We start from the raw sequence: 19,220 nt of genomic DNA, 5'->3' as shown, positions 1-19,220 counted from the left end.
TGTAAAGGTGTCATACATCTTATAAAATAAGCTGATAAAAAAGTACATCTTGCCACTGATCAAATTTCCAGCCCACTTCTTTAAACTCTCCGCAAAATGTAAAATTAAATTGCTCATGCATTTTGATACTGATATCATTCCCTTTTGTAATTCCTGAAATGACAACGTGATGGTCGAGCTCTTTAGCTAATTCCAAAATGCGCTTCATAAGCTGTTTCCCAATACCATGCCCTTGTTGATTTTTATCAATATAAATCGATAGCTCTACTGTTTGAATGTACGCTTCTTTATCTCGATACGAGGAAAGCGAAGCATAGCCCGCTACTACTCCATCTTTTTCCGCGACAATAAGTGGAAAAAGTTCATTGCTAATATGATTATTAAACCAGCCCCTTCTTTGTTCTACTGTTACAGGCGTTAAGTCAAAAGTAGCAGCACTTGTTTGAACGGACTGATTATAAATTTCAACAAGCATAGGTAAATCTTCTTCTTTAGCATAACGAATGATCATATGTACAAACTCCTTATAGTATAGAATTATCTTTATTTTACTTCTTTTAAGAAACATAATCTACATAAAAAACCGATGTGCGTATGCACATCGGTTATTGGTTTTGGGCATATTGAAAGGTTTGAAGGACTTGAAGAGTCTCTTTTGTAGAAACGACCGTTGCAAACTCTCCGTGCAAGGAAGACAGTGCGAATGTATGTACATCTTCTGCAAGAAGTCTGGTTTTTCCATCGTAGGACATACAATCAAAACAGGCCGTTGCATCGTTCACAACATACGTCCTATACCCTAGATTTCCAGCCATGCGCGCAGTCGTAGAGACGCAGTGATTAGTAGTTAGTCCTATTAAGATAAGCGTATCATAGCCATTTGCTTTTAAATAGCTATCTAGCTCTGTTCCAATGAAACAGCTGTTCACGTGCTTGCGAATTAAGTATTCGTCTTCTTGTGGACCAAATCCTTCTTTGAACTGAAACCCCTTTGAACTTGGATGTAAAGGAGAGTCTGGATTTTCTGATGCATGCTGCACGTGAATGACAGGATAGTCTTGGCGCCTCCATGCTTGCAGTAGCGTCAGCATATTCTTTTCTGCATCTAAATTGTTTCTTTCTCCCCACTGGGGTGAATAAAACCCTTCTTGTACATCGATAAGTAGCAACACTGGCCGGGAACGTAGCATAAGCATCATCTTCTTTCGTCTTTATTTTAAAATGGAAATAACGTATGTGCATCCATCAGGACCGGCTTTTGAAGAATGAACCGTTTGTTTCGGTAAATGTATCCGATCTCCGGCCTGACATAGAACCGTATCACGTTCAACTGTAAAGTAAATAGATCCTTCAAGGATATGAAGAATTTCATCAGTTGGATGCGTATGAGACGGATGTGTTTGAAAAGCAATATCGTGCTGTACTTCAACGTATCCAGTATACGCCGGAAGCAGCTCTTTAATTACTTCTTCAAACTTTCCGCCAACTCCTTTTTTAATAGAGGCTTTTTTTACGTCCATGCTGCTCACTCCTTTTTAATTTAAATGGACACTGTCCGGTAGTATGGTTATTATCATCGTGTAAAAAATATTGCTTCCACTCTCTGTTTTCCTGCTGTCCATACCAGCCTAACTCAGGGTGAGCTGATACGTCATCATATGTTTTTAACCGATCGCGGACGACTTTTTGTACATGCTTCCCTATTTTTGAATCTCCTGTCATACCTTCAAACACCCACCGCGGCTGAAATGTAATCATAAATCCTCTGCTCTTACGGCTTTTACGTAGAGAATGAGCAGGCGTATTACAGACGACAAAAATAGGTTCTCCGTGAAAACAAAATTCCCATAATGCATCTTTTGGGTCTTTCGGAATATCTTGCGGCCATTTCTTTTGATCAATTTGATGAAGAAACGTCAGCGTATCCCAGAACATCGTTTCGTACTCTTCCATTGACCGTTCTTTATGTTCAGGCTTAAAGAATAACACAAAGGATGTATAGCGACCTATGGTCTTAAATGTATCTATGTATTCTCTAAGTGCCGCCGCTGCATGTTTAATATCTTGATAGTTATAAGGAGTCGTCACAAATGAAAAACGCAGTAAATCTTTTTTAAAGCCTTCTACCCCTAATATACAGGGAAATGGATTTTCTTCTGATAATATATCGCTTTGGAAATATTGAAAAGCATCTTTCCCCCAGAACGGGACATGCGTTGACTCTAAAATCTCATTAGCTCGAAAAAGCATTTTTGATGCCATTAAAACCCTCCTTATGGAACTCAACGTTACATGTGTATTAAAAAAAAGAAAGTTTATGAGTATTTTTAACTAAATCTCGCTTCTAAATTATAAAATTCTAATCTATATATATATAAGCTACTATTGGACAAGTTAGAAAGGAGGCTGTGTTTGTGGAGTGGTTTTTGATTGCTATAAAACAAATAATTCTAGGTATTAGTCTCGCAGCACCGGTAGGTCCAATTAATATAGAGATGATTAAAAGAGGTCTGACAAAAGGATTTTGGGCTTCTTGGCTAGTTGGTTTAGGAGGAATGACAGCCGATATCTTATTTATGCTTCTCATTTTAATAGGGTTAACCCCTTTTGTTCAGATGCAGGCTGTTACGGTTGTCCTGTATGCAACGGGTTTTGTCATGCTCACATTTGTTGGCTTTCAAAGTATGAAACAAGCTGTCTCTCGTTCCTTTTCAGTAGATGTAAATAACCCTTTTGCTAAAAAAGATAAGTCGTTTTTTACAGGTTTTTTTATTGCTCTTATGAACCCTTTAAATATTGTGTTTTGGTTTGGTGTATTTGGATCAAGCTTAAGCGAAAGCCTTCAAAGTCAAACGTGGCTATCCGTCTTTTTTCATAGCTTCTTTATTATTTTTGGCATCATTCTTTGGAATTTAAATATTGCGAGCAGCATTCATTTTACAAGAAAATTTATCACGCCTAAGCTTTTTCGCCTCATTACGTTAGGTGCTGGTTTTTTACTTTTTTTATTTGGCTGCCAATTCGGTTTTAAATGTGTATCCTTACTTATCGGCTGAGCTTTTATTGATGAGTTCAATAAGGGTGTCATTTACTTTCTCACGTTCATCATAAAAAAGACCGTGTCCACTATTTTCAAATGGGATCAGTGTAGAAAATGAAATGTGGCGATTCATTACTTTTGCAAGATCAAATGGACAAATTTGATCTTTTTTTCCGTGTAATATATATGTCTCAGCGAAAATTTGACTCAAATCTTCCCGTAAGTCTTCGTCTCGTAAAGACACCGCAGTTTTAATCGTTCCATGGCCAGATGCCTCTAAACCTAAATCTTGAAACCATCCTCTAAAAGCTGCGCTGACAGGCTGATTAAAAAATTTTTTCCCAAAGTCTTCAAGCATGTTAGGACGATCTCTATACGTATTTTGAATAATTGTATTTACTTCTTCAGAAGGAAGTCCGTATGGAAAATCAGTTTTTTGAATAAAGCTTGGAGCCGCTGCCCCTAATAAAATTAACTTCTTCACGCCATATCCTAAGTGTCTACTCATATATCGAATGGCAATGGCTCCCCCCATAGAAAAGCCTACTAGCGTATAATTTTTAAGTCCTAATTTTTCTACTAACATACGAATATCATCCGCTAATTGATTGTAAGAATAGCCGGTGAAAGGCGTATCTGATTTTCCAAACCCCCGAAGATCAGGAGCAATACACCGAATACCGCAGGCCGGCAGCGTTGTAAATTGGTATTCGTACATTTTAGCGTTAACAGGCCACCCGTGAAGGAAAAGAACGGGTTCCCCTTTTCCAATATCCCGAACAAAAAGTTTAGTCTTAGGAGTTACGTGAATAAAATAGTTCATATATAACACCTCCTAGATGTTCTTATATATATATGTTTTGGACAATTTGAACATTCAAAAGTTTCTTAGAGGCTTGTGTAGGAGATGCATGATGTTTATTTGGAATGAGGAGTAGGAAAATCATTTTATATTGTTTATTTAGAACATAGTTTAATTTAAAAATATTGGGTACAAAAAAGTAGTAAAGCTTTAAAAACTTTACTACTTTTTTGTTATTTTTCTTCCAGCCACATATCAACTAAATTGCCAGCTTCGCTTTGGTCCAATACGAATGAACCGTTGCTGTATCGGTCACTAGCTCGCATTGTAGATGGATCAACCTGCTCGATTTGACCTTTAGATGATTCCACTATCATGTAATGCTCTTTAGAGATTACTTTTACTTTTGCAATTTGATGCGGATTAGATTTTAGTTCTCGGACCATCACTAGCCCTCGTTTTGCTCGTGCTGATTCTTCAAACTCAGCAATTTTTGTCTTTTTCACAGCTCCTCGCTGCGTGGCGATAAATAATTCAGTTGATAGAGCTTCATCTTCATCGAAGATAACGCCGCTTACAACATAATCATCGTCTTTTAAGTTAATTCCTTTTACACCAGAAGCGCGAGTTCCTACAATATTAATTTCTTCTTCCCGGAAACGCAGTCCGTAGCCAGAGCGAGTGGCAATAAACACTTGTTTTTTACCATCCGTTTGATATACGTCCACTACTTCATCATCGCCTTTTAAATTAACGGCGACAAGAGCTTTGGAGTAGCGCTGTGCTTTATATTGAAGTAATTCTGATTTTTTGACCATACCATTTTTCGTAAAGAAAAGCAGATACTGATTTTCTTTAAATTCTTTTACCGGTATCGCTCGTACAATCTGCTCTTCTTTATCAATTGGAACAATGTTCATGATATGCTGACCCATGTCTTTCCACCTGATATCAGGAAGTTCGTGCACTGGCATATATAAATAATTCCCTTTGTTTGTGAAGATGAGCAGCGTTTCGGTTGTATTAATTTCATACTTCGCTAAAATTCGGTCCGTATCTTTCATACCGAAGTCTTGCCCGTTAGACGCGGCGTAAGAACGAAGACTTGTTCGTTTTACATATCCGTCTTTTGTGACTGTTACCATCACTTCTTCAGATGGAACCATCACTTCTAGATTAATTTTAATCTCTTCGATTTCCGCTTCAATTTTTGAGCGGCGTTCTGTACTGTATTGCTTTTTTACACGGCGTAATTCTTTTTTGATTACATTAAAAAGTTTTTTCTCGCTATGTAAGATTTCTTCTAACTCGTTAATTTTAGCACCTAGCTCTTCAGCTTCCGCTTGTAGAGCTGTAATGTCCGTGTTTGTCAAACGGTATAATTGAAGCGACACAATCGCTTCTGCTTGAGGTTCTGTAAATTCATATTTGCCAATTAAATTATTTTTAGCGTCGCGCTTATCTTTAGAAGCTCTAATCGTCGCAATAACTTCATCTAAAATCGACAGTGCCTTAATCAATCCCGCTACAATATGTTCACGTTCACGTGCTTTTTGCAGTTCGTATTTAGAACGATTTGTTACTACTTCTTTTTGATGATCAATATAAGCATCAAGAATGTTAGCCAAACTCATAAGCTTTGGTCGTTTTTTAGCAATGGCAACCATGTTAAAATTATACGGTACTTGCAGATCCGTATTTTTATAAAGGAAGTGAAGTACTCCTTGAGCATTTGCGTCTTTTTTTAATTCTACTACGATGCGCAGACCCGTACGATCCGTTTCATCGCGAACTTCAGCAATACCTTCCACTTTTTTATCTAAACGAAGCTCATCCATTTTCTTCACAAGGTTGGCTTTGTTTACTTCAAACGGAATTTCCGTAATGACAATTTGCTGTTTTCCGCCGCGAATGGACTCCACTTCCGTTTTTCCGCGAATAATAATTTTCCCTTTACCTGTCTCGTAGGCTTTCTTAATCCCGTCTACACCTTGAATGATTCCCCCTGTAGGAAAATCAGGACCTTGGATAGCCGTCATTAATTCTTCAATTGTACACGTTGGTTTATCAATTCGCATGATCGTTGCGTCAATTACTTCACCTAAATGATGAGGAGGAAGTTCTGTAGCATAACCAGCTGAAATACCCGTGGATCCATTCACTAGCAAGTTAGGAAACATAGCTGGTAACACAGTTGGTTCGCTGCTTGTATCATCGAAGTTAGACACAAACTCAACCGTTTGTTTGTCAATATCTCGTAGAAGTTCTGCAGCAATCGATGAAAGGCGAGCTTCTGTATAACGCATTGCTGCTGGGGGATCTCCATCAATACTTCCGTTGTTTCCGTGCATTTCGATTAATACATTTCTAACTTTCCATTCTTGACTCATTCGAACCATGGCATCATATACAGATGAATCACCATGAGGGTGATAGTTACCAATTACGTTCCCTACAGTTTTGGCTGACTTACGAAACCCTTTTTCTGCTGTATTTCCATCTACGTGCATTGCATATAAAATACGACGCTGAACGGGTTTTAACCCGTCTCTTGCATCCGGCAGTGCACGCTCTTGAATAATATATTTACTGTATCGACCAAAACGGTCGCCTAGTACATCCTCAAGAGGTAAATCTAAAAAGCGTTCTGTTTGTGTCATTGTACGTCCTCCTCTGCGACCGTTAATACATTTTCATTATCTAAAATATTTGGATCTTCTTCTAATCCAAACGCTACGTTGCTTTCAATCCATTTTCTGCGTGGTTCTACTTTATCGCCCATCAAAGTGGTCACACGACGATCAGCGCGAGCAGCATCATCAATACGAACACGAATCAGCGTACGCGTCTCTGGGTTCATTGTTGTTTCCCAAAGCTGATCTGCGTTCATTTCACCGAGACCTTTATAGCGTTGAATCATATACCCTCTTCCTACCTTATCGATAGCACCTTGCAACTCTTCGTCACTCCATGAATATTCAACCACTTCTTTTTTACCTGACCCTTTACTTACTTTGTAGAGCGGTGGAAGAGCAATAAACACTTTTCCTGCTTCCACAAGCGGTTTCATATAGCGGTAGAAAAACGTTAGAAGAAGCACTTGAATATGAGCCCCATCCGTATCCGCATCGGTCATGATGACTATTTTATCGTAGTTAATATCATCGATTGTAAAATCTGCGCCTACTCCTCCGCCTATCGCGTGAATGATCGTACTAATTTCTTCGTTTTTAAAAATATCTTGAAGTTTGGCTTTTTCGGTATTGATAACTTTCCCTCGCAGCGGCAGCACAGCTTGAAAGCGGCGATCCCTTCCTTGTTTTGCTGAACCTCCGGCGGAATCCCCTTCGACTAGGTACAGTTCGTTTCGCTGAGGATTTCTTGATTGCGCAGGCGTTAACTTCCCGCTTAGAACAGTTTCTTGACGCTTTCGTTTTTTTCCGTTTCTTGCGTCTTCTCTCGCCTTACGTGCCGCTTCACGCGCTTGAGCAGCTTTGATTGCTTTTTTTACAAGAAGAGAGCTTACGTCTGGATTTTCTTCTAGGAAATAGGCAAGTTTTTCAGAAATAACTGCATCTACCGACGAACGAGCTTCACTTGTACCTAACTTTCCTTTGGTTTGTCCTTCAAACTGAAGCAACTCTTCAGGTATTCTAACGGAAACGATGGCTCCTAATCCTTCTCGTATATCCGTTCCTTCTAAGTTTTTGTCTTTTTCTTTTAGCAGGCTTACTTTACGGGCGTATTCATTAAACGCACGCGTCATAGCGCTTTTTGCACCGGACTCATGCGTTCCCCCGTCTTTGGTACGAACATTATTAACAAATGATAAAATGGTTTCAGAATAACCATCGTTAAATTGAAATGCAAATTCAACTTCAATATTATGATGAATCCCTTCAAAAAAGACGACTGGATGAAGTGAATCTTTTTCTTCATTTAAATATGAAACGAAGGCTTGAATACCTGTTTCATAATGAAAGATATCTTGACGATCATGCCTTTTATCGATTAACTCTATTTTGAATCCTTTTAACAGAAAAGCCGATTCGCGGAGCCGTTCACAAAGCGTATCATAATTGTACACGGTTGTTGAAAAAATCGTGGCATCCGGTTTGAAATGAATCGTTGTTCCCGTTTTTTTTGTTTTCCCTATTTTTTCTAGCGTCGTAACCGGCTTTCCTCCATTTTCAAAACGCTGTTCATAAATAAATCCATCTCTATGAATAGTTACAGTCAACCATTCAGACAGCGCATTTACAACAGATGCACCTACTCCGTGTAAGCCTCCGCTTGTTTTATATCCACCCTGTCCGAATTTACCTCCTGCATGCAAGATGGTTAAAATAACTTCAGGCGTTGGTTTTCCTAGTTTATGCATGCCCGTTGGCATACCTCGACCTTTATCTTGTACAGAAATTGAATTATCTTTGTGAATGGTTACAATAATTTCTTCTCCGTAGCCTGCTAGAGCTTCATCGACAGAGTTGTCGACGATTTCATATACTAAATGATGCAGACCTCGTGTATCCGTACTTCCAATATACATACCAGGACGTTTACGAACGGCATCTAATCCTTCTAGTACTTGAATTGCATCTTCATTATAATTAAATTGTTGTTTCCGAGCCATTCATACTACCCCTTTCATCACAACGAACATTACTACATTATGTATGAAACACAAACGTTTGCGCTTCGTGTCTAAGAATAAATGATCATGTATCCTATCTTTTAATTTTATAGTGTTCGCATCAACAGAACGTATGTTTCTATTTTTGCGTACTTACAAGATTTTAGCACAAATTTCCGTATTATAAAAGCAATATCTTGTGTATTCATGGATTATAAGCCTTATAAAGCTAGCTGTCTAACGTCTATTGTAGCGGAAACTCTCTTACTATTTCAACGCATGGTGAAACCCATGCAAGCAGTGTGCATGGGTTGGTTGTTCTGCTTATAGATCTTACTTTGTTAAAGCATGCTCGACTTTTATACAACGATCCATAACTACAGTATACCCTTTTTTAGCGAGCAGGTCATATGCTTCTTCATTAATTAAACCAGATTGTGCCCAAAATACGTCTGCATCTACTTTTAAAAACTCTTCTGCAACTTCAAGCAAATGCTCAGAGCGACGAAATACATTAACGATATCAATATGCCCTTCAATTTCTTTTAATGAAGATACGGCTTTTACGCCGAGCGCTGAGTTGATTGTTGGGTTCACCGGAATTATCTCGTAACCTTGCTGCTGCATGGCTTCTGAAACCATATAAGACGTTCGATGAGGATTATCTGATAAACCTACTACAGCAATGCGCTTGCTTTTTTTCAATATTTTACCAAGCTCTTGACGGGAAGGAATTTTAATGGACATGTCTATTACCTCTCTTAGCTATATAATATGTACTGAACAACATTCGCGATTTACAGTTGATTTCCTGCATATAGTACCCGTTTTCTCTATTTTTGTAAACGTCTTCTTTTTTAAAAATAATTGTCTCTCACCCAAAACTAACTATGTTTTTTTAAGTATCTCATGGTAAAATAGAAACGATATAGAAATAAAGGAGCTTTCAAACATGAATTATTTATTACCTATTCTTGCCTATATCTTGGGCTCTATTCCTTTTGGACTAGTTGTTGGAAAACTAGGATACGGCATCGATATACGAGAGCATGGAAGTGGCAATTTAGGCGGCACCAACTCATTTCGTACATTGGGTGTAAAAGCCGGAATTATCGTTACGCTTGGAGACATTCTAAAAGGCACCCTAGCAGCTTCTTTACCGCTTTTATTTGATACAAATCAAAACATTCTCTTCATTGGTTTATTTGCTGTCATTGGTCATATTTTTCCTATTTTCGCAAAATTTAAAGGCGGGAAAGCTGTTGCCACATCCGCCGGAGTGATTTTATGTTATGAACCTCTTTTATTTGTTTTCGTGCTATTATGTTTTTTTATCTGCTTATACATAACGAAGTATGTATCACTGTCATCAATGGTTACTGGGGTATTAACCTTTATCTACACGCTATTTAAACAAGACTACATGCTTATTATGATTATTGGTGTAATTGTAGCCTTTGTCATTTACAGACACCGCGCAAATATTACGCGAATTCTTAACAAAACAGAACCGAAAGTCACATTTTTATCAGGTAAAAAGAAATAAGAGGATCTTCCTCTTATTTCTTTTTTTATAACCGCTTTGTAAGCGAATACATTTCTTGTTTATTAGTTATACTGATACTAAAATAAGGAGGTGAATAATGTGAAGAAAAAATGTCCCATTTGCAAACGTAATAAGAAAATGGATTCACAGCTAGAAGGAAGCCGCTACTGCGTTCACTGCTGGGAAACCATTGGAAAACAATATGATTTTAAATGAAAGAATGAAACGATTTAATATAGAAATGAAGCATTCGCCTCTATATTAAATCGTTTTATTTTATTTTATCTTATTCCTTCCTAGCTGGATTCGTATATATTGGTAATTTATCTATCTTTCTACTATAATAAATGTATCCGCAGTATTGGAAGGAGCATAATTAATGAAATTAACAGTAACAGAAGCAGCAGCTACGTGGTACAAAGACGAAATGATGCTAGAAGGAAACGAAACAATTCGCTTTTTTGTTCGCTACGGCGGATGCAGCAACGTTCAAAAAGGTTTTTCTTTAGGTGTAAACACAGATTCTCCTAAAAACGTTGGCGTTGAAACAAAAGTTGACGGTTTAACATTTTTCGTAGAAGATGAAGACCTTTGGTACTTTGATGGTCATGATTTGACCGTAAATTATAATGAAGAAACAAAAGAACCTGACTTTCATTACGAAGCGTAAGAAAAAAAGCATCGATTTATCGATGCTTTTTATTCTTACGCTTAACCCTGCTTTTTGGCGTCTTCATAGGCTTTATGCCATTCCGGATAATTACGGCGAATCGAAATAGGCTTAAAGTTTTCTTTTTTTACACATACGTGTGACGATGTTCCTGTTAACGCAAGTTCTTCATTTGAATTAAAAATTTCGTATCCGTACACAACGCGTAGACCGTCATAGTTCTCAACCCAAGTATGTACCACAGCTGTCTCGCCATAATGAAGCGGCTTTTTATATGATGCCTGTATATCAATAACTGGCGACAGCACACCGTCTCTTTCCATTTGTGCATAGCTAAAACCTAAATCACTGATAAACTGTGTTCGGCCTATTTCCATCCATACTAAATAGTTAGCATGATACACAACGCCCATCTGATCGGTTTCTGCATAGCGCACTTCGATTTCTTTCTTCGATACTAGCATGATTCTACCTCCTCTTGCACTGTTCCTGTTTTATCTTACCATATAAGGAGAATATACTCCTACTAGTTTGGTTATTACTCAATATGTTGTAAGACTAAGCGCATCTTGAATACGATATATCAGTGTTTCCAGCCTCGTCATCTTATTTTCATACCTTTTATAAGGAAGTGTGTATGTGTAGTCTTTATTTGTCCATAGGCGGTCAAAATAAGCGTTTAGTTCCGTCATAACCTTTTTGTTAGGAGGTCCTGATACTTTAATATCCGTTTCTAAGTTCAAATCATCCAAATTTCGTTTTGTGAAATTTGCTGCTCCTGCAATAATCATTGCCTTTCTTTTGTTTCGAATAAATAAAGTTTTAGGATGATACTGCTCTTTTCCCGTATGATACCAGCGAACTTTAATATCGCCTTTAGATTTTTTCACAAGTTCTGCTGCGACTGGACGGTTAGGCAGTCCGAACTTTTTTCTTCCGAACGCATTTTCATTAGGGTCTAAAATTAATCGTACGTTTGCCCCTTGTTCGGAAGCTTTCAAAAGCGCCTTTATTACGCCTCGATCTCCAAGATAAAACATGCCAAGCCACACCTCGTCGCCTTTTTTAGCATGACGTAAATCATTTAATACGTGCTTATAGATTTTGCCTTCTGTTAACAGCTGAACATAGAGGTCTCCCTTTTCTTTTTCTTTCTTCTTATACCGAGGTAAATCTCCTCCGTAAGAAAAATCAGACACGGCTTGTTCGCTTTTTACAACATCTCCAATGATATTCCCTTTTACTTCAAAGGCCATGTTGGAATTATAAAAGCTTGCATCATGAGGATTGGCAGAGGAGATAATAACGCTTTGATCGGTTGCTACTACTTTTCTGTGATTAGCTTTTACATTTAACAACTTAAAATAAGCACGGGCCGTCACGTTAGGCGCATTATTTCCGAAAGGATTCGTGATCCATCCAGTTCCTTTTTCACCAAACCACTGAACAAAAGTTCTCCACACTGAAGAATATAGTGGAATGGAGTCTCTGAGCTTAGATAAATTGGTTTGCACCACTTTGATTCCGTTTAGCCGCAGTGAATCTAACCACTTTGAATCATGTGAGCCGTAGGTTGTATTGATTTCATCTGTAATAAAGACGATTTCGATAGTAGGATGTTTTCGTTTCTTTTCAATCAGCTTACTTGCAAGCGTATCACTAAGGTGAGGAAACGTTTCACCTTGGTTATAGTAGCCATTAAATAGAAACATATCCATAATAATAAAAGCTTTTGCGTCATCAATCGCATTCGTAACTGCTTGAAAAATATGTTGTTCGGAAACCGACGTCTGCTGGTCTTGATACGTTAGGTCCGATAAAAGAAATACATCTTCTACTTTGTGAGGCCTACTTTCGTATGAAACTCCTTTTGGCAAGGGCTTATGCGTGTGATAAGAGCCCACAATAATCAAAACGACAAGTAAACTGACCAAAATCCTTACTATTTTCTTTTTCACGTGCTTTTTCACCTACATAAACCTCTTCGCTAGTTTATATTATTATTCACCTTACTAAAAAAATATAGAAAGAAAGCAGCTAAAACCGTTTATTTTTAGCTGCTTATTGTCGCTGTTTTACTTATTAAATCGTACCTTCGTAACCATTTTGACGAGCTTCTGATTCATCTTTTATTTCGCTGCGCATTGCTTCAATGCTTACTTCGCGATTGTGATTTTTTTGCTGAATGCGCTGACGTTCTTCTTCAGTGCTGCATGCAGCAGCTTCTTCTGCTTCTTCAATGTTTTTCATTGTATTTTGTACCATTGTTTGTAATTTTTCAACGTTATCACTGCGATCGTCTGGATTCGGTTTATTCCATGCCATTGTATCTTCCTCCTCAAAATAACTTTGTTACAATTGTAGTATGCCGGATTTGTTCATCTCTATAAGTGGAAAAAAATGATTTTAGTTTACATAATATAATTATAATTAAGTTAAAATGTATATATAAAACATACATAATATGGTAATATATACATACAAAGGGGGAATCGCTATGACCAAACGAATGATAACATTACTAAGCGTCATCTTTATTGCAGTGCTTGCCGTATTTTTTATGTCGCAAACTTCATTGGCATCAAAATTGACAATAAGTGCCTCTATCAAGCCTCACCATTACTCAAAACATGAAGAAAAAATGTTAGCCGTGACAAACTTAGACTACAAAAGCAATATCATGGCATACGATGTTAAAGCTCCTAATGGAGCAAAAGAAGCTTATGTAAAAGCTACTTATTATGAAAAGGGAAAAGCCAAACAACCTTTATTCTCAGGAGGGTTGACTGTTTCAAAAGAATTTGACATGTTTGCTATTACATATAAAATCGATGATGATACTCACAAAGTAATGTTTAATGTGGGAAGCAACGATACAAACCTAGGGATAGAAGCGGAAAAGCCAAAGAAAATGAACGGCTATTCCTTTACTGGATTAGAGAAAAAACAAAAAGTGAAAATGAATAAACCATATCCAGTTGCTGCTTTATTTGGTGACGATGGCAGTGGCATACGAGTTGCTCCGCTTTCAACCGATGACGGAGAAGTTGTTAAAGAGCTTATTTCGAGCAACCCTTACGTTTATTTATTCACAGTAGAATTCAAATAATAAAAAGTCGCTGAATTCAGCGACTTTTTATTCATTCACCTTTGGTTTGAATAACTTGAGGATGCTTGCCGGATGTATCTTGCATTTGTTTTCCGTTATTTCCACCAGCTTCTCTCGGTTGAGTGCCGATGTGATTCGGAACAAAACTTTTGCTTTGTTTTTTAGGATTTCCCATGCTTATCCCCTCCTCACCGTTACTCTAACCAACTTACTTTAAAGTTATTCAGCTCTTTCAAGCATACGATCTTCTAACCGCTTTTCAATTTCCAATTCAATGCGTTCAATTTCTGACTGATCTTTTAACAGCTGCGTTTTATTTTCTTGCACTAACTCTTCAAATGAACGTTTGCGTAATTTTCTCATGATTCCAACACCTACTTTATGTAATTTTTATGAAAAATCTGAAAAATCAAAAGAAACTGATATCATATAACTATCTATATTGTAACCAATTTGTCAGATAAGTAAACATACTTTTTGAAAAGTTGTAAGAAAGTTTGACATATTTACTGACTTATCTATATATACGATGGTAAAGTAAATAAGTTTCATTTTTAATAAAACAAGCAGCGAAGTTAATTCGCTGCTTGTTGAGCAAAGTTTTCCATTTGTTTAAGCGTCATTGGACCATTCACTCGCTGAACAATTTTCCCTTCTTCATCTATAAAGTAAGATGTCGGAATGGTGGACACCCGGTATTTTTTACTTCCCACAGTATCTTGGTCGTCCAATAATACATGAAACGTAAACTGTTTTTCTCTCAGAAACTTAGATACTGCCTGTTTACTACCTTCTGATGAAGTTAAATTAACCGCAAGCAGCTGTACGTCGTTTCCATATTTCTTATAAAATGCTTGCATATCGGGCATTTCTTTTTGACACGGCGGACACCATGTGGCCCAAAAATTTAAAATAACTTTTTTTCCTTTAAAGTCCGATAATTGAACAGTTTTTCCGTTCGTATCTGAAAGTGTAAACGGAGGTGCTGTATCTTTTGGTTCTAACCCATAAGCTTGACCAGAAGCCTGACGAGCACTATCGCCTTTTTTAATATTTAAATCCTTGTATTCGCTTAAGTTAGAATTATCGGATGCTTCATTTGGAGAAAGCCCTTCCCAAAGTGCGTAGCTAAGAAAGCCTACTAGAAGCAAGACCGCAATTATTTTTTTAACCATATGATCGGCTCCTTTATTTCTTCTAAAAAGTGATAATCTATGTACTAATAGATATGTGCAATATCTACTAAAATAATCCTTTTATCGGGCATTTTCTTTTATAATATAGCATATTTCCCTCTCACTTTTTGTCGAAAACGGTGCGTTTGCATAAAAAAAGAGCGGCTCACGAGAACCGCTCTTTTTCTTTATACCTTACGCATGTGTTTTAGACTGTAATTTATCACGAAGCACCATTTGAAGGATACCACCGTGACGATAGTAATCAATTTCAACTTCACTATCGAAACGAACCAGTACTTCAAATTCTTTTTTGTTTCCAGCTTCATCAGTTGCTGTTACTTTTACAAGATCACGTGGTTTTACTGTTTCATCAACTGCTACTGCAATTGTTTCTTTTCCAGTTAAACCTAATGTATCCGCGCTTTCACCATCTTTAAATTGAAGAGGTAAAACACCCATTAATACTAGGTTTGAACGGTGAATACGCTCAAAGCTTTCAGCGATTACTGTTTTAATACCTAAAAGATTTGTGCCTTTTGCTGCCCAGTCACGAGAACTTCCCATGCCGTAATCTTTACCTGCAAGTACAACAAGACCTGTACCTTGCTCTTTGTATTTCATACAAGCATCATAAATGCTCATTACGTCATTTGTTGGCCAGTACGTTGTCCAGCCGCCTTCTGTACCAGGAGCTACTTGGTTTTTAATGCGGATGTTTGCAAACGTACCGCGCATCATCACTTCATGGTTACCACGACGAGAACCGTATGAGTTAAAGTCTTTTGGTTCTACACCGTTTTCTTGAAGGTAAAGACCTGCAGGTGATGTTTTTGCAATTGAACCCGCTGGTGAAATGTGATCCGTTGTCACTGAGTCACCAAATTTCGCTACTACGCGAAGATCATTTAACGGTTCTACTTCACCTGGCTCTTCTGATAAGCCTTCAAAGAACGGTGGATTTTGAATGTATGTTGAATCATTCTCCCACGTATAAAGAGCATCTTCGCTCGTTTTAATTTCATTCCAGCGCTCATTGTCATCGAATACACGCTCATACTCGTTACGGAATAATTCAGGCGTTACGGTACGGCTAACAACTTCTTTAATTTCATCTTGAGAAGGCCAGATGTCGCTAAAGAATACTTCATTGCCGTCTGTATCAATGCCGATTGGATCTTTTTGTAAATCTACATCTACCGTTCCAGCCAGTGCATATGCTACAACAAGCGGTGGAGAAGCAAGGTAGTTACCCTTTACTAATTGGTGAATACGTCCTTCAAAGTTACGGTTTCCTGAAAGAACAGACGTTACAAGCAAGTCGCTGTCTGCAATCGCTGCTTCAATTTCAGCTTCAAGTGGACCAGAGTTACCGATACAAGTCGTACAGCCATAGCCTACGATGTTAAAGCCGATTTTATCTAAGTATGGAAGCAATCCTGAATTTTGAAGATAAGCCGTTACTACTTTTGAACCTGGTGCTAAAGAAGTTTTCACGTAAGCTGGAACATCCAATCCTTTTTCTACCGCTTTTTTCGCAACTAAACCAGCTGCTACCAATACGTAAGGATTTGATGTGTTCGTACAGCTTGTGATAGCCGCAATAGCGATGGCACCTGTTTTCATTGTTGTTTCTGAACCGTCTGCAAGCTTAAACGTAACTTCTTTATCCACGTCTTTAGCATCAAGTCCGAAGCTTTGATTGCTAACAGGAGCTGTTAAAGCTTTCTTGAATTCTGTTTGCATTTGAGAAAGTGGAATTAAATCTTGCGGACGCTTTGGACCTGAAAGATTTGCTTCAATCTCAGCAAGATTAATCTCAACAACATCAGTGAAAATTGGATCTTCATTTTCTGGTGTAAAGAATAAACCGTTTGCTTTTGTATATTGTTCGACAACCTGAATGTCTTTTTCATCTCTTCCTGTTAAACGCATGTATGCTAATGCCTCTGCGTCAACTGGGAAGAACCCGCATGTTGCACCGTATTCAGGAGCCATATTAGCAATTGTTGCACGGTCAGCTAATGGAAGTTCAGCTACGCCAGGACCGAAGAATTCAACGAATTTTCCGACTACTCCTTTTTGACGAAGCACTTGCGTAACTTTTAACGCTAAGTCTGTAGCTGTAGTACCGTTTGGTAATTCACCAACAAGTTTAACACCGATTACTTCAGGAACTGGGAAATAAGAAGGTTGACCAAGCATGCCCGCTTCCGCTTCAATACCGCCAACACCCCATCCTAAAACACCGATACCATTAATCATCGTTGTATGAGAGTCAGTACCTACTAGAGAATCAGGGAAAGCTACGAATTCGCCATCTTCTTCAACAGCATGAACAACGTTTGCTAAATATTCTAAATTTACTTGATGCACGATACCAGTAGCTGGCGGAACTGCACGATAGTTATTAAATGATTTTTGAGCCCAGCTTAAGAAATTATAGCGCTCTGTATTACGTTGAAACTCAAGGTCCATATTAATTCGTAATGAGTCAGCTGTACCTGCTTTATCAACTTGTACGGAGTGGTCGACAACGAGGTCTACTGGAATTTCTGGATTGATTTTGTCAGGATCTCCTCCTAAATCAGCCATTGCTTTACGAAGTGACGCTAAGTCTACAACCGCTGGAACTCCAGTGAAATCTTGAAGAATAACACGAGATGGTTTGAAAGGAACATCGATATCTTTGATATCTTTTGTTCCCCATTTTGCAAGGTTTTCGACGTGTTCTTTTGTAATAACACGGCCATCTACCTGACGAAGAACAGATTCTAATAATACTTTAATTGAATACGGCAGCTTAGATACGTTACCTAAACCTGCTTCCTCTAAAGCTTGTAAGCGGTAATAATTATATGTGCTGCCATTAAGATCGAATGACGAACGAGCGTTAAAAACGTCTTTTTTAGTCATTGCTTTTACCCCCTTAAAATTCTATGTATAAAGGATTTACTTACCCCATCCTCTATTCCCTTCACCATCTATCTTAATATAATATTATACATAAGTAAATAAAAAGAATGTTATTAATTAACATAAGTTTCACTTATAACCTTCTTCCATCTCCCTTTTATTTTTCTAATAATTCATATTTCATTGATTTTTACGCATGCTAGAAACGGAGGTGATTCAACATGGCTAAACGCAAGTCAAACCACGTCATTCCTGGAGCTAACGCGGCTAGCGCTCAAGGAAAAGGAGCGGGTTATAATGAAGAATTTTCAAATGAACCATTAACCGAACAACAGAAACAAAATAATAAAAAACGCAAAAAAAATCAATAAAACATTCTCTTATTGGATATACTAATCACTAGTTAGAAAAGCAAAATCGTTTAACTCCATGAAATCTAACGAGAAGGCGTCATTATATATGGCGCTTTTTTTCTGTTCCCATTTCCTGTTTTTGCTAAACCTATTTTTAGAAAGGGGAATTTTTCATCGGATAAATTCTCTGTCACTATCCTACCCTAATAAATGAAAGGGAGGGTTTAACTATGAACAAAAACAGCAGCAAAGACATCAGAAGAAATGCGCCAAAAAGCAATTCTGGACAGACCGAACCGCTAAGTGGATCTCATAAAGTAAAGAACCGTAAGCATTCTCGCCAAAAACACAATAGCGGACATGATATGTAAAACAGCGGCAAGCTCTCTACAGAGCTTGCTTTTTTATGCATAGAAAAGGCAGCTAGTACTTCAAGCTTATTCTTTGCACAGGAGTTCACTAAGTACATAAACGCGCATATGATAGTAAAGTGAAACAGTTTAAATAATGGAGGAACGTAGAAATGAAAAACAAGCGTCTGCCAGCAGACCAAATGTTTGTAAAAGGCTTTCAAGAGTTGTTAGAAGTCATGCTTTCAAATCCCTTTATGAGTTATTTAGATTATGATTCCGTTCGTATAGATTTATTTGAAACAGAACAATCATTTATTGTCGAAGCTGAATTATTAGGGTATCACCCTAAGGATATTATCGTTCAGATACAAGCTGACCACTTACAGCTGACAGCCAAGAAATACTGCCTTAGAGAATTTCATGATGAAAAGCAAGGAACGCTTGCAAGAGAACAAATGGAAGAAAGCGTTGAACGTACAATTGACTTTCCATTTTCATTATTGAATAAAAAGATTACCGCTACATTTAGTAACGAAATCCTTGAAATTACGATTTCCAAACATGAGACAAATGAATCTAATCAGCCAATAGTTCCTATTGAGTTCCAATAAAGCTGCAGAGAC

At 37.7% G+C, this 19,220-nt stretch carries 22 protein-coding genes; 7 read left to right on the top strand and 15 right to left on the bottom strand.

Annotated features, from left to right (window positions below; translation table 11 throughout):
• Positions 1–19 precede the first annotated feature (19 nt).
• The 4 genes from AC1VNJ_RS12815 to AC1VNJ_RS12800 form a co-directional block, all read right to left on the bottom strand.
• On the bottom strand, positions 20–511 hold the full coding sequence (locus AC1VNJ_RS12815) for a GNAT family N-acetyltransferase (RefSeq protein ID WP_033579112.1): 492 nt from the start codon (positions 509–511) through the stop codon (positions 20–22).
• Between the two features lie 94 nt (positions 512–605).
• Positions 606–1,190 (bottom strand): cysteine hydrolase family protein, encoded by a 585-nt coding sequence (locus AC1VNJ_RS12810; RefSeq protein WP_033579113.1) that lies wholly within the window; start codon positions 1,188–1,190, stop codon positions 606–608.
• Positions 1,191–1,211: 21 nt separating this feature from the next.
• Complete coding sequence (locus tag AC1VNJ_RS12805) at positions 1,212–1,520, bottom strand: cupin domain-containing protein (RefSeq protein ID WP_013057236.1); 309 nt, start codon at positions 1,518–1,520, stop codon at positions 1,212–1,214.
• On the bottom strand, positions 1,495–2,262 hold the full coding sequence (locus AC1VNJ_RS12800) for a YqcI/YcgG family protein (RefSeq protein WP_033579114.1): 768 nt from the start codon (positions 2,260–2,262) through the stop codon (positions 1,495–1,497). Before AC1VNJ_RS12800 ends, AC1VNJ_RS12805 begins: the two co-directional genes overlap by 26 nt.
• 152 nt (positions 2,263–2,414) lie before the next feature.
• Here AC1VNJ_RS12800 and AC1VNJ_RS12795 point away from each other — a divergent pair, with 152 nt between their 5' ends.
• Complete coding sequence (locus AC1VNJ_RS12795) at positions 2,415–3,056, top strand: LysE family transporter (protein WP_482640866.1); 642 nt, start codon at positions 2,415–2,417, stop codon at positions 3,054–3,056.
• Here the strand turns inward: AC1VNJ_RS12795 and AC1VNJ_RS12790 are convergent.
• The 4 genes from AC1VNJ_RS12790 to AC1VNJ_RS12775 all read right to left on the bottom strand — a co-directional run bounded on the left by AC1VNJ_RS12790 (position 3,042) and on the right by AC1VNJ_RS12775 (position 9,222).
• The gene (locus AC1VNJ_RS12790) at positions 3,042–3,863 is read right to left on the bottom strand and encodes an alpha/beta fold hydrolase (protein WP_048019242.1); all 822 of its coding nucleotides are present in this window, start codon (positions 3,861–3,863) and stop codon (positions 3,042–3,044) included. The two genes, AC1VNJ_RS12795 and AC1VNJ_RS12790, sit on opposite strands and share 15 nt — an antisense overlap.
• A gap of 212 nt (positions 3,864–4,075) precedes the next feature.
• The gene (gene parC / locus AC1VNJ_RS12785; protein WP_033579117.1) at positions 4,076–6,502 is read right to left on the bottom strand and encodes a DNA topoisomerase IV subunit A; all 2,427 of its coding nucleotides are present in this window, start codon (positions 6,500–6,502) and stop codon (positions 4,076–4,078) included.
• A complete protein-coding gene (gene parE / locus AC1VNJ_RS12780) occupies positions 6,499–8,475 on the bottom strand; it encodes a DNA topoisomerase IV subunit B (RefSeq protein WP_028413163.1) in 1,977 nt (658 codons plus the stop codon). The genes parC and parE overlap by 4 nt, the downstream gene beginning before the upstream one ends.
• Before the next feature lie 333 nt (positions 8,476–8,808).
• Positions 8,809–9,222 (bottom strand): CoA-binding protein, encoded by a 414-nt coding sequence (locus AC1VNJ_RS12775; RefSeq protein WP_048019240.1) that lies wholly within the window; start codon positions 9,220–9,222, stop codon positions 8,809–8,811.
• Positions 9,223–9,427: 205 nt separating this feature from the next.
• On the opposite strand from AC1VNJ_RS12775, the gene plsY reads away from it, so the two are divergent.
• On the top strand, positions 9,428–10,021 hold the full coding sequence (plsY, locus tag AC1VNJ_RS12770) for a glycerol-3-phosphate 1-O-acyltransferase PlsY (RefSeq protein WP_014459891.1): 594 nt from the start codon (positions 9,428–9,430) through the stop codon (positions 10,019–10,021).
• Between the two features lie 379 nt (positions 10,022–10,400).
• Positions 10,401–10,691 (top strand): HesB/YadR/YfhF family protein, encoded by a 291-nt coding sequence (locus AC1VNJ_RS12765; protein ID WP_013057245.1) that lies wholly within the window; start codon positions 10,401–10,403, stop codon positions 10,689–10,691.
• A 41-nt stretch (positions 10,692–10,732) separates the two neighbouring features.
• Here AC1VNJ_RS12765 and AC1VNJ_RS12760 read toward each other — a convergent pair whose 3' ends face one another.
• The 3 genes from AC1VNJ_RS12760 to tlp form a co-directional block, all read right to left on the bottom strand.
• Complete coding sequence (locus tag AC1VNJ_RS12760; protein ID WP_028408348.1) at positions 10,733–11,155, bottom strand: acyl-CoA thioesterase; 423 nt, start codon at positions 11,153–11,155, stop codon at positions 10,733–10,735.
• 78 nt (positions 11,156–11,233) lie between these two features.
• Positions 11,234–12,661 carry a phospholipase D family protein gene (locus tag AC1VNJ_RS12755; protein WP_482640865.1) on the bottom strand — a complete coding sequence of 476 codons (1,428 nt, stop codon included), beginning with the start codon at positions 12,659–12,661 and terminating at the stop codon, positions 11,234–11,236.
• Positions 12,662–12,773: 112 nt separating this feature from the next.
• Complete coding sequence (gene tlp / locus AC1VNJ_RS12750; RefSeq protein WP_013057249.1) at positions 12,774–13,016, bottom strand: small acid-soluble spore protein Tlp; 243 nt, start codon at positions 13,014–13,016, stop codon at positions 12,774–12,776.
• 172 nt (positions 13,017–13,188) lie between these two features.
• Here tlp and AC1VNJ_RS12745 point away from each other — a divergent pair, with 172 nt between their 5' ends.
• Positions 13,189–13,800 carry a hypothetical protein gene (locus AC1VNJ_RS12745; RefSeq protein ID WP_034266493.1) on the top strand — a complete coding sequence of 204 codons (612 nt, stop codon included), beginning with the start codon at positions 13,189–13,191 and terminating at the stop codon, positions 13,798–13,800.
• A gap of 31 nt (positions 13,801–13,831) precedes the next feature.
• Here the strand turns inward: AC1VNJ_RS12745 and AC1VNJ_RS12740 are convergent, their stop codons facing one another.
• The 4 genes from AC1VNJ_RS12740 to acnA all read right to left on the bottom strand — a co-directional run bounded on the left by AC1VNJ_RS12740 (position 13,832) and on the right by acnA (position 17,891).
• Positions 13,832–13,975 carry an acid-soluble spore protein N gene (locus AC1VNJ_RS12740; RefSeq protein WP_014459885.1) on the bottom strand — a complete coding sequence of 48 codons (144 nt, stop codon included), beginning with the start codon at positions 13,973–13,975 and terminating at the stop codon, positions 13,832–13,834.
• Positions 13,976–14,019: 44 nt separating this feature from the next.
• Entirely contained in the window at positions 14,020–14,163 is a 144-nt protein-coding gene (locus AC1VNJ_RS12735; protein WP_014459884.1) for an FbpB family small basic protein, read from the bottom strand.
• Between the two features lie 212 nt (positions 14,164–14,375).
• Positions 14,376–14,975: a TlpA disulfide reductase family protein gene (locus AC1VNJ_RS12730; RefSeq protein ID WP_049164862.1), complete on the bottom strand. Its 600-nt coding sequence runs from the start codon at positions 14,973–14,975 to the stop codon at positions 14,376–14,378.
• 195 nt (positions 14,976–15,170) lie between these two features.
• Positions 15,171–17,891: an aconitate hydratase AcnA gene (gene acnA, locus AC1VNJ_RS12725; protein ID WP_033579123.1), complete on the bottom strand. Its 2,721-nt coding sequence runs from the start codon at positions 17,889–17,891 to the stop codon at positions 15,171–15,173.
• A gap of 221 nt (positions 17,892–18,112) precedes the next feature.
• On the opposite strand from acnA, the gene sspO reads away from it, so the two are divergent.
• The 3 genes from sspO to AC1VNJ_RS12710 all read left to right on the top strand — a co-directional run bounded on the left by sspO (position 18,113) and on the right by AC1VNJ_RS12710 (position 19,208).
• The gene (gene sspO, locus AC1VNJ_RS12720; protein ID WP_013083371.1) at positions 18,113–18,262 is read left to right on the top strand and encodes a small acid-soluble spore protein O; all 150 of its coding nucleotides are present in this window, start codon (positions 18,113–18,115) and stop codon (positions 18,260–18,262) included.
• Between the two features lie 212 nt (positions 18,263–18,474).
• Positions 18,475–18,615 carry a small acid-soluble spore protein P gene (locus tag AC1VNJ_RS12715; RefSeq protein ID WP_482640864.1) on the top strand — a complete coding sequence of 47 codons (141 nt, stop codon included), beginning with the start codon at positions 18,475–18,477 and terminating at the stop codon, positions 18,613–18,615.
• A 152-nt stretch (positions 18,616–18,767) separates the two neighbouring features.
• A complete protein-coding gene (locus tag AC1VNJ_RS12710; protein ID WP_034266496.1) occupies positions 18,768–19,208 on the top strand; it encodes an Hsp20/alpha crystallin family protein in 441 nt (146 codons plus the stop codon).
• The last annotated feature ends 12 nt before the right edge of the window (positions 19,209–19,220 follow it).

It is taken from the genome of Priestia sp. 3CA3 (assembly GCF_056836725.1).
The sequence above is the reverse complement of the archived record's forward strand: the minus strand, read 5'-3'. Positions and strand labels throughout refer to the sequence as shown.

Excerpts from the sequence above, each read along its gene's own strand:
- AC1VNJ_RS12815 (WP_033579112.1), bottom strand. The coding sequence starts at position 511 with ATGATCATTCGTTATGCTAAAGAAGAAGATTTACCTATGCTTGTTGAA.
- AC1VNJ_RS12810 (WP_033579113.1), bottom strand. The coding sequence starts at position 1,190 with ATGCTACGTTCCCGGCCAGTGTTGCTACTTATCGATGTACAAGAAGGG.
- AC1VNJ_RS12805 (WP_013057236.1), bottom strand. The coding sequence starts at position 1,520 with ATGGACGTAAAAAAAGCCTCTATTAAAAAAGGAGTTGGCGGAAAGTTT.
- AC1VNJ_RS12800 (WP_033579114.1), bottom strand. The coding sequence starts at position 2,262 with ATGGCATCAAAAATGCTTTTTCGAGCTAATGAGATTTTAGAGTCAACG.
- AC1VNJ_RS12790 (WP_048019242.1), bottom strand. The coding sequence starts at position 3,863 with ATGAACTATTTTATTCACGTAACTCCTAAGACTAAACTTTTTGTTCGG.
- parC (WP_033579117.1), bottom strand. The coding sequence starts at position 6,502 with ATGACACAAACAGAACGCTTTTTAGATTTACCTCTTGAGGATGTACTA.
- parE (WP_028413163.1), bottom strand. The coding sequence starts at position 8,475 with ATGGCTCGGAAACAACAATTTAATTATAATGAAGATGCAATTCAAGTA.
- AC1VNJ_RS12775 (WP_048019240.1), bottom strand. The coding sequence starts at position 9,222 with ATGTCCATTAAAATTCCTTCCCGTCAAGAGCTTGGTAAAATATTGAAA.
- plsY (WP_014459891.1), top strand. The coding sequence starts at position 9,428 with ATGAATTATTTATTACCTATTCTTGCCTATATCTTGGGCTCTATTCCT.
- AC1VNJ_RS12765 (WP_013057245.1), top strand. The coding sequence starts at position 10,401 with ATGAAATTAACAGTAACAGAAGCAGCAGCTACGTGGTACAAAGACGAA.
- AC1VNJ_RS12760 (WP_028408348.1), bottom strand. The coding sequence starts at position 11,155 with ATGCTAGTATCGAAGAAAGAAATCGAAGTGCGCTATGCAGAAACCGAT.
- tlp (WP_013057249.1), bottom strand. The coding sequence starts at position 13,016 with ATGGCATGGAATAAACCGAATCCAGACGATCGCAGTGATAACGTTGAA.
- AC1VNJ_RS12745 (WP_034266493.1), top strand. The coding sequence starts at position 13,189 with ATGACCAAACGAATGATAACATTACTAAGCGTCATCTTTATTGCAGTG.
- AC1VNJ_RS12740 (WP_014459885.1), bottom strand. The coding sequence starts at position 13,975 with ATGGGAAATCCTAAAAAACAAAGCAAAAGTTTTGTTCCGAATCACATC.
- AC1VNJ_RS12735 (WP_014459884.1), bottom strand. The coding sequence starts at position 14,163 with ATGAGAAAATTACGCAAACGTTCATTTGAAGAGTTAGTGCAAGAAAAT.
- AC1VNJ_RS12730 (WP_049164862.1), bottom strand. The coding sequence starts at position 14,975 with ATGGTTAAAAAAATAATTGCGGTCTTGCTTCTAGTAGGCTTTCTTAGC.
- acnA (WP_033579123.1), bottom strand. The coding sequence starts at position 17,891 with ATGACTAAAAAAGACGTTTTTAACGCTCGTTCGTCATTCGATCTTAAT.
- sspO (WP_013083371.1), top strand. The coding sequence starts at position 18,113 with ATGGCTAAACGCAAGTCAAACCACGTCATTCCTGGAGCTAACGCGGCT.
- AC1VNJ_RS12715 (WP_482640864.1), top strand. The coding sequence starts at position 18,475 with ATGAACAAAAACAGCAGCAAAGACATCAGAAGAAATGCGCCAAAAAGC.
- AC1VNJ_RS12710 (WP_034266496.1), top strand. The coding sequence starts at position 18,768 with ATGAAAAACAAGCGTCTGCCAGCAGACCAAATGTTTGTAAAAGGCTTT.